This window comes from Gelidibacter sp. (genome assembly GCF_039916245.1).
Classification (GTDB): domain Bacteria; phylum Bacteroidota; class Bacteroidia; order Flavobacteriales; family Flavobacteriaceae; genus Gelidibacter.
In genome coordinates, this window is sequence record NZ_JBDSLS010000122.1 from 1 (window position 1) to 7,794 (window position 7,794).

At 39.3% G+C, this 7,794-nt stretch carries 7 protein-coding genes; 1 reads left to right on the top strand and 6 read right to left on the bottom strand.

What is annotated here, in order from left to right:
• Positions 1-1,088: hypothetical protein (locus ABIQ28_RS06270; protein WP_348036023.1), on the top strand; the 1,088-nt coding region annotated here is incomplete at its 5' end.
• 257 nt (positions 1,089-1,345) lie between these two features.
• Here ABIQ28_RS06270 and pgi read toward each other — a convergent pair.
• The 6 genes from pgi to ABIQ28_RS06300 form a co-directional block, all read right to left on the bottom strand.
• Positions 1,346-2,998, bottom strand: a complete 1,653-nt coding sequence (gene pgi / locus ABIQ28_RS06275; protein WP_348036024.1) for a glucose-6-phosphate isomerase — start codon at positions 2,996-2,998, stop codon at positions 1,346-1,348.
• Between the two features lie 2 nt (positions 2,999-3,000).
• The gene (gene pgl / locus ABIQ28_RS06280; RefSeq protein ID WP_348036025.1) at positions 3,001-3,762 is read right to left on the bottom strand and encodes a 6-phosphogluconolactonase; all 762 of its coding nucleotides are present in this window, start codon (positions 3,760-3,762) and stop codon (positions 3,001-3,003) included.
• Positions 3,762-5,285, bottom strand: a complete 1,524-nt coding sequence (gene zwf / locus ABIQ28_RS06285; RefSeq protein ID WP_348036026.1) for a glucose-6-phosphate dehydrogenase — start codon at positions 5,283-5,285, stop codon at positions 3,762-3,764. Before zwf ends, pgl begins: the two co-directional genes overlap by 1 nt.
• A gap of 45 nt (positions 5,286-5,330) precedes the next feature.
• Entirely contained in the window at positions 5,331-6,761 is a 1,431-nt protein-coding gene (gene gndA, locus ABIQ28_RS06290) for an NADP-dependent phosphogluconate dehydrogenase (RefSeq protein WP_348036027.1), read from the bottom strand.
• 120 nt (positions 6,762-6,881) lie between these two features.
• A complete protein-coding gene (locus ABIQ28_RS06295) occupies positions 6,882-7,505 on the bottom strand; it encodes an HAD family phosphatase (protein WP_348036028.1) in 624 nt (207 codons plus the stop codon).
• The coding region (locus ABIQ28_RS06300) for a transaldolase family protein (RefSeq protein WP_348036029.1) at positions 7,502-7,794 on the bottom strand (293 nt) is incomplete at its 5' end. The genes ABIQ28_RS06295 and ABIQ28_RS06300, both read right to left, overlap by 4 nt.

Genomic DNA, 7,794 nt, shown 5'->3' on the forward strand with positions numbered 1-7,794 from the left:
TAAAATCTATGATTCCATTTAAATTACACCGCATTTGTACGCTAATGACGCCCGAAGTTGGAAATGAAATGGAAGTTGAAGGTGTGCTCAATCCTGCGGTAACACGCGGGCCTGATGGAGCGCTTTATATCTTTCCGCGTTTGGTTGGTAAGAATAATTATTCGCGTATTGGTATTGCCAGAGTGAAATTTAATGATGATGGAGAGCCGTTTGAAGTGGAGCGTTTAGGCATAGCACTCGAACCCAAAGCTGATTATGAGAGAAGGCCAGATGGTGGCGGTGGATGTGAGGATCCGAGAATTGCTTATGTACATGCAGTTGAGCATTATATCATGACCTACACCGCTTATGGACCTCATGGACCACGAATTGCCATGGCCAGGTCTAAAGATCTTTTTACTTGGGAACGAATGGGTTTGGTATGTTTTGCACTTTATAAACCTCTCGATTTTAACAATGTGGATGATAAAGATGCCAGTTTTTTTCCAATTAATCTTCCGAGTCCGCATAATCACAATTCTATCGCCATGTTGCATCGTCCTCTTTTTCCGGATTCTATTCCTGAACAAACGGTTAAACTTGAAGAAGATCGGGATATAGATAAACACAAAGAAAGTATCTGGATTTCCTATTTTAACTTAAAAGAAGGAAAAAACACCTCTTTGGAAAATGCGAAATTCACTTCACATCATTGTCTTGCACACCCAGTTTACCCATGGGAAAAATTGAAAATAGGTGGTGGCGCTCCACCTGTTTTGACAAAGCATGGATGGTTATTGATTTATCACGGCGTTAAGAAGCATGATGAATGTACCAAAGACGCCCCAAAATATACCTATTCTGCAGGAGTAATGATCTTATCTGAAAAAGAACCACAAAAAATACTTTACCGTTCTACTGAACCAATTTTGACTCCAGAATTAGACGCAGAGACCATTGGTACTGTTGGCGATGTGGTATTTCCAACAGGTACAGATCGTCGTGATGATATTGGAAAACCCAATAGAATTGACGTGTACTACGGAATGGCCGACGACCGAATTGGAGTTGCAAAAATGATAATTCCTGATGAATTGCCGGAAAACTGACATTGTTTAGTGAACTTTTAGGTTTTTTTAACCATTAAGATGATTAAGGTATTAAGAAAATTAAGTTGTGTTTAACTAAAGCCTTAATGTCCTCAATTTCTTTCTTCATGGTTATTTTTTTCTTAACTATTAAGTTTTTTGAATCATTAAGATCATTAAGGTATTAAGAAGATTAAGTTCTGTTGTTTTAACTAAGCTCTTAATGTCCTCAATTCCTTAATTTTTTTCTTAATGTTTCAATGTATTTCCTCAAAAATTTACACCCGCCACTTTTTATAAGCATTAATTAATCCATTGGTCGACCCATCATGCGACGTGATTTTATCTTGATTATCAAGTTGAGGTTGTACTTTTTGAGCCAATTGTTTCCCGAGTTCTACGCCCCATTGATCAAAACTGAAAATATTCCAAATAACGCCTTGTACGAATATTTTATGCTCATATAGTGCCGTAAGTGCTCCTAATGAAAACGGTGTAATTTCTTTGAGTAAAAATGAATTCGTAGGCTTGTTACCTGTGAAAACCTTAAACGGAATCAGATTTTCCATCGTCACTTTATCCATTTTTTCTTTTTTGAGTTCCTCGGCTACTTGGTCAGCATTTTTTCCATTCATCAAAGCTTCGGTCTGAGCGAAAAAATTAGAAACCAAGATAGGATGGTGCTTTCCAATAGGATTATGGCTGATGGCCGGCGCAATAAAATCGCAAGGAATCAAATGTGTGCCTTGGTGGATAAGCTGATAAAAGGCGTGTTGGCCGTTGGTTCCGGGTTCGCCCCAAACAACTGGGCCTGTACTGTAAGTGACATCAAGTCCGTTGCGGTCGGTATGTTTGCCGTTGCTTTCCATATTGCCTTGTTGAAAATAAGCAGGAAATCGGTGCATATATTGGTCATAAGGCAAAATGGCTTCAGTTTCTGATCCGAAGAAATTGGTGTACCAAATGCCAACAAGTGCCATGATTACCGGAATGTTTTCCTTAAAATCGGTCGTTCTGAAATGCTTATCTGTGGACTCAGCACCTTTGAGTAAATTTTCAAAATTATCATAACCAATTGTGAGTGCGATGGAAAGTCCGATACTGCTCCAAAGGCTATAACGACCACCAACCCAATCCCAGAACACAAACATGTTTTCTGGATCAATTCCAAAGTCTGTTACACCTTTTTCATTAGTCGAAAGCGCTACAAAATGTTTGGCAACCTGTTTTTCATCCTTAGCCGATTTCAAAAGCCAATCGCGCGCGGTATGAGCATTGGTCATGGTTTCTTGAGTGGTAAAGGTTTTAGAGGCAATGGTAAAAAGCGTTTCTTCAGGATCCAAGTTATTTAGTGTTTCGACGATTTGAGTGCCATCGACATTGGATACGAAATACGCCTGAATGTCTTCCATCCAATACGGTCGCAATGCTTCAGTAACCATTACAGGACCAAGATCGCTTCCACCAATTCCTATGTTGACGATGTTCTTGATTTTTTTTCCGCTAAAGCCTTTCCATTCGCCACTGTGAATCTTTTTGCAAAAAGATTTCATCTTTTGACGGGTTTCGCGAATTTCAGGCATAATATCTTCGCCATCAATGGTAATCGGTTGATCAGAAAAACTTCGTAAAGCCGTATGCATAACTGCGCGATCTTCGGTTTCATTGATCTTTTCTCCGGCAAACATCGCTTCTCGTGCGGTTTTTAATTTACAGTCATCTGTCAATTTCAAGAGCTTTTCTAAGGTTTCTTCTGTAATGATATTTTTGGAATAGTCAAAAAGGATGTTATCAAATTGGATGGACATCCTTTCAAATCGATTCGAATCCTGTTCAAACAGATCTTTCATCTGAACTTTTTTCATTTCGATATGGTGTGCGATTAATGCTTTCCAGGCCGCTGTTTTTGTGGGATTTATTTTGGGGAACATATCTAAATTTTTTTAAAGATTATTTCGTTGTCTTTTTGTTCTATGACCGTAAAGGCATTTGTGTCTAAAAACCAATATAAACATCCCTTTTTAGGATGAATAAGTTTTGCGGGATATTCCAATGGTGAGTTTCCGTTATTGTGTAGAACGTGGTAAACGGCTTCAGCTTTTCCTTCTCCAAAAACCAAGAAGGCAATGTGCCTGGCTTGATTGATTAATGGGGCAGTCATCGTAATTCGGTACATGTGCACTTCTTTTACAAATACGGATTTGATGGTGGCCTCGGTTTCTTCCAATACCGCAGTATTTGGAAAGAGGGAAGCGGTATGTGCATTATCGCCAAGACCCAAAAGAATAAAATCGAATACGACCGGTTTCTTCTGAAAATGTGTGGCTATGGATTTCGCATATCTTTGGGCCGCATCCTCCGGGGAACAAGTGGTATCCACTTTAAAAATATGAGATTCTTCAACTTTTAAAGGCTTGAATAAAGTCTCTTCGGCCATTATGGAATTTCTTTGTTTATCATCTGCGGAAACGTAACGTTCGTCGCCAAAGAAAAAATAGGTGTTATCCCAATCAATTTTTTTTTGATAGGGTTTGGAGGCCAATAGTTCATATAGTTTTTTTGGAGAACTGCCACCAGAAAGTACAAAATTAAATTGTCCTCGGGCATCAATTGCTTCTTGTGAAGTTTCGCAAATGACTTTCGCCAAAGCTTTTATCAAATCACCAGTGTCTTGGTATATTTCCAAATTTTTCATTATCCTTTCTTGTTTTTTTCGGGTAGATTAAACCAATGATAGCCATCTTTGGCAATAAGGGCTTCAGCATTTTCGGGGCCCCATGAGTCCGCTGAATAATTGGGGAAGTCGGTAGCCTTATTTTTCTCCCAATAATTGAGAACTGGCGTAATCAATTCCCAAGCAGCCTCTACCTGATCCGCACGCATAAACAGGGTTTGATCGCCTGTGATAGCATCTAATAAAAGAGTTTCGTAGGCTTCGGGCGAATCGGTTTTTTTATTTCCGAAATAATCAAAAACGATATCTACCGTGTTTAAAGTCATTTCGAGTCCAGGTATTTTACTCTGTAATTGAAACCGAATGGCCATATCGGGTTGAATGCTAATAACCAACCGATTTTGCTTTGGCGTGCCTGATTCTTCAGTAATAAAAATATTGTGTGGCACCTCTTTAAATTGAAGGGTAATGATCGAAGCAGTTTTGGAAAGTCGTTTCCCTGTTCGCAAATAAAACGGAACGCCCTGCCAACGCCAATTATCCACATAAAGTTTTAGCGCCGCATAAGTATCGGTATTCGAATCTGGGTCAACATTTTTTTCTTCACGATATCCCACAACCTCTTTTCCTTCAATCCATCCAGAGCTGTACTGACCTCGTGCGGACATGACGTCGACTTTTCTCGGTACAATTTTCCGCATGGCTTTGAGCACATCTACTTTTCGGTCGCGCACTTCGTCGGCATCAAAGTTGATCGGCGGTTCCATGGCAATGATACAGAGCAACTGCAAGAGGTGGTTTTGAATCATGTCGCGCAATACCCCGGCACTTTCAAAATATTTACCTCGAGTGCCCACGCCAATTTGTTCCGTTACCGAAATCTGAACGTGTTCTACATGATTTCGGTTCCAGAGCGGTTCCATTATCGCATTTGCAAATCGTAAAGCCATGACGTTTTGAACCACTTCCTTGCCTAAATAATGATCGATGCGATAAATCTGTGTTTCGTCAAATAAACTTAATAATTTCTTGTTCAGTTCTTTGGCCGATTCCAGGTCATTACCAAAAGGTTTTTCTACAATAATTCGAGTCGTTTTGGGATCGTTTTCAAGTTTTGCTTTGGAAATATTCTCCGCAATGATGCTGAAAAAACGAGGTGCCACGGCGCAGTAATAAATTATGGAAGGCGGCTCATTCCATTCCTTTTTGTATTTTTCAATCAATGCGCCAAACGGTTTAAATGCAGCAGCATCTGTAATATCGGCAGACTGAAAAGTAATATGTGATGAGAAACTGGCCCAGTCTTCTTTTTTTGGCTTGCCGCTTCTGGAAAACTGGTTCACTGCGTTCAATAATTCACTTATGTATTTTTCGTCGCTCATTGCGGTTGACGAGGAGCCTATAATGGCGAAGTTTTCGGGTAACCAATTATCTAAAAAAAGATTATAAAGGGCAGGCATTATTTTTCGGTTGGTCAGGTCTCCCGTTCCTCCAAAAATGAGAAAAATGGTAGGGTTTGCTTTTTTACTTGATGTCTTTACCATGGTTTTTAATTTTTTGAATCTTTGACTTGATAAAACGGTTTATCCTTAACTGGTCGGTTTTTCCCATTCCGTATGAAAAGTGCCTTCTTTTCCTTTGAGTTCGTAAGTATGTGAGCCGAAAAAGTCACGTTGTGCCTGGATGAGGTTTGCGGGCATTTCTTCACTTCGGAAATTATCAAAATAGCTTAATGCCACTGAGAAAGCTGGAGTTGCAATCCCATGAAGGGCAGCGTTTGAAACGACAGATCGGATACCAGGTAAACTTGCAGCAAGATTCCGTTGAACAGTATCATTCAAAAACAAATGTTTTAATTCCGAATCCTTTTTATATGCAGCATAAATATCTTCCAGAAACTCTGAACGGATGATGCAGCCACCTCGCCATATTTTTGCAATTAAATCAAGATTGAGATTGTAATTAAATTCTTCATTCGCACGGTATAACAAGTGCATTCCCTGTGCATAAGCAGAAACCATTGCGAAATAAAAACCGTGTTCAAGTTTGGTTACATGTTCATCATTTTTATCATGATATTGCATTTCAGTTGAGTCAGGATATAAGGTTGCAGCTTTCGTGCGTAAATCCTTATATTTAGAAAGATCACGCATGGACACGGCAATATCTATTATTGGTATGGGAAGGTTTAAGTCCATAGCCGCTTGTGAGGTCCACATACCTGTGCCTTTTGCTTTGGCTTCATCTTTGATGTCATCGAGCAGGAGCGTGTCGGTGCCCTTTTTTTTGTAGGCAAAAATATCGCGGGTAATTTCTATAAGATAAGATTGCAATCGACCTTCGTTCCATTTTTCAAAAATGGTGTGAATGTTGTCGTTATCCATATGAAGTCCATTTTTTAAAACCTCATAGGTTTCTGATATCAATTGCATTAAAGCGTATTCAATCCCATTGTGGACCATTTTTACAAAATGACCTGCTGAGCGATCGCCCATATAGGCCACTGTAGGTTCGCCATTAACATGTGCCGCTATTTTTTCAAGAATAGGCTTTATTGTTTCGTAGGCTTTTTTATCGCCGCCAGGCATCATACTTGGGCCTTTTCGTGCGCCTTCTTCGCCACCGGAAACACCCATTCCGATGAAGTGGAATCCTTTTTTTTCCAAATCGGTATAGCGACGTTCGGTATCTGTAAAATGTGAATTTCCACCGTCGATTATGATATCTCCTTGATCCATTACTTTGAGTAATTCTTCTATTACGGTATCCACGATTTTGCCGGCAGGAACTAGGAGCATCACCGTTTTTGGGCTTTTCAGGCTTTTCACAAATTCGTTGATGTCTGAAAAACCGTGAATATTATCACGATTCAGATTATTGAGACTATCTACCTTACTGGTATCATTATCGTATCCAGCGCAATCGTATCCTTGATCGGCGATATTTTGTAAAAGATTGGAGCCCATAGTGCCAAGACCAATCATTCCAAATGCACTTTGAGTTGTATTTTCTTTTTTCATGTGTTTATTTTTATTTTTTTCAATGATCATAGTTCGACTTCGCTCACCACATGCATGCTGTTCGCTATTAATCATTCCCATGAGTGTTATAGTTTTTGGCGTGCTCGTTCCATAATGTTTTTATTTTCGTGAAAAATTTTCGAGGATTTTTGACGTGATTTCAAATTTCTGATGTTGAATACTGTTAATTCCCAGGTTTTTAGCTGCTTTGACCAACATGGGTCTGTCATCGAAATACAAACATTCTTCGGGTTTCACTTGTACGATTTCCATAGCGGTTTTAAAAATTCTTGGATCGGGTTTACGATACCCCACATAACAAGAAGAGAAGAATCCGTCAAATAATTCGTGAAGCTTAAATTTTTTAATTCGATAACCATTGAGCTCTCGACCTTCATTGCTGAGGGCAAACACAGGTAGATCTGTATGTTTTTTCCAATTCTTTAACCAAGCCAATAGCTCGGGTAATTCTACAGATTCTGCATACATAAACTCTTTGAAAGCCGCTTTGGTAAAATTACGCGGACAATGAAATACGACTGTATCGAGGTAGTCGTCAAGCGAAATACTTCCAATTTCAAATACATTGTAGATGAAATCGTGTAGGAAATCCATTTCATCAAAGTCAAAGTCAAAAACTTTCGCCGCTTTTTGACGCGATTCATGTCCCCAGCCATTGGTCAGCAATACGCCGCCAATGTCCATGAACACGACTTTTATTTTCGAAACCTCAACATCGGTCATTTCTCTAACCTTTTTTTGTACTTCTGACTGTCAATGCTTTTTAATAATTTATCGTAAGCATCTTTGAACTTCATGATCCCTTCGTCTTCCAGTTTTTTGGTTATATCATCAATATTAATCCCACCGTCCTTTAAGTCATTCATTACTTTATGGGCGTGATCGATGTCTTGAGTTATAGTTTCGGTGACTTTCCCATGATCACGAAAGGCGTCGATGGTATCCATGGGTAGCGTGTTAATCGTATCTTTTCCAATTAACGGTTCCACATATTTGACATCACTAAATGCCG